Source organism: Kitasatospora sp. NPDC091257 (assembly GCF_044757675.1).
GTDB classification, from domain to species: Bacteria; Actinomycetota; Actinomycetes; order Streptomycetales; family Streptomycetaceae; genus Kitasatospora; species Kitasatospora lactacystinica.
In genome coordinates this window covers 1-1,141 of the sequence record NZ_JBIVVI010001833.1, presented here as the reverse complement: position 1 = coordinate 1,141, position 1,141 = coordinate 1, and the positions used below count along the sequence as shown (strand labels likewise).

At 74.2% G+C, this 1,141-nt stretch carries 1 protein-coding gene; it reads left to right on the top strand.

Annotation, left to right across the window (positions count from 1 at the left end; translation table 11 throughout):
• Positions 1 to 278 precede the first annotated feature (278 nt).
• Positions 279 to 1,076, top strand: a complete 798-nt coding sequence (locus ACIQOV_RS42350; RefSeq protein ID WP_401056592.1) for a proline hydroxylase — start codon at positions 279 to 281, stop codon at positions 1,074 to 1,076.
• The last annotated feature ends 65 nt before the right edge of the window (positions 1,077 to 1,141 follow it).

The following is a 1,141-nucleotide window of genomic DNA, read 5'->3' as shown; positions in this document are numbered from 1 at the left end:
CCGCCCCCAGCGACGGCCCCGGTCGGGGTTGCCCCTCGTGCTGTCACCCGGCCGGACGAGCACGCTCGCCCACGACCCGTGGCGAAGGGATAGTGACCTTACGCGACAGGCCGAGCGGGCGCGTGGCACCACGCGTGGCACCAGGGCGGCCAAGGCGCCGGAGCCCGCTGCCCGAAGCCGCCCGCGGCCGCGGCCGGGCCCCGTCGTCGACGGCGGGGCCCCGGGGTGGGTGCTGCCGCCCTTCCGTCCGGCCTCTCACCGAGGGGAACACCGCTGCCATGACACCGACCCGGCACGACGACGAGGCGATGTTCGGAGCGGAGACGGTCCGGGACGGGGAGCTGCGGGAGGCTCTGCAGCGGCTGGCCGCCGGCATCTGCGCGATCGTCCGGGTGCCCGACCTGCTCCGGGGCGACCTGAGCGACCTCGTCGCCCGCATCGAGCGGGCCGACTTCGAGCCCTACGACGAGGAGCGGCTCGACCCGCCGATCCTGAAGTTCGGCCCGGCGGTGTACGACTACTACGGGCAGGGCCGGGTCCGGGACGCCTACTGGGAGAAGGCGGAGCAGACCCGGAAGGCCGCCCGCGACCTCTACGGCGACACCGACCCGGCGGTGACCCTCATGCGGCGGCTGGGCACCGAACTCGGCATTCCGGTGCGCCCTGCGACCATCGGGGGGCGCCCGCTGCACGCGGGCATCCTCCGCGAGTTCCCCACCGGTTCTAAGATCCACTACGACGAGGTGGTGCGGGAGTTCCCCGGCCGCCTCGACGACCAGCCCCTCGTGCAACTCGCCTTCAACCTGCACCTCACCGTCGCCGGGCACGGCGGCGCGCTGACCGTCTGGCGGCATCGCTGGATCCCCGGCGACGACACCCGCAGGGACGGCTACGGCTGGGCCCCCGAGGTCGTCGCCGACGCGCCGTCGGCCACGGTGCGGGCCGAGCCCGGCGAAGGCGTCTTCTTCGACTGCCGCAACTTCCACCAGGTGCAGGACTTCGAGGGCGGCCGCCGGATCACCCTCTCCCTCTTCCTGGGATTCACCATGAACGGCGAACTGATCGTCTGGTCCTGACCGCCGCCCCCCGGCCCCGGTGAGCCCCCTCGCCATCGCGGGCCTGCCGGACGAGCCGGCCGGCG

Excerpts from the sequence above, each read along its gene's own strand:
- ACIQOV_RS42350 (WP_401056592.1), top strand. The coding sequence starts at position 279 with ATGACACCGACCCGGCACGACGACGAGGCGATGTTCGGAGCGGAGACG.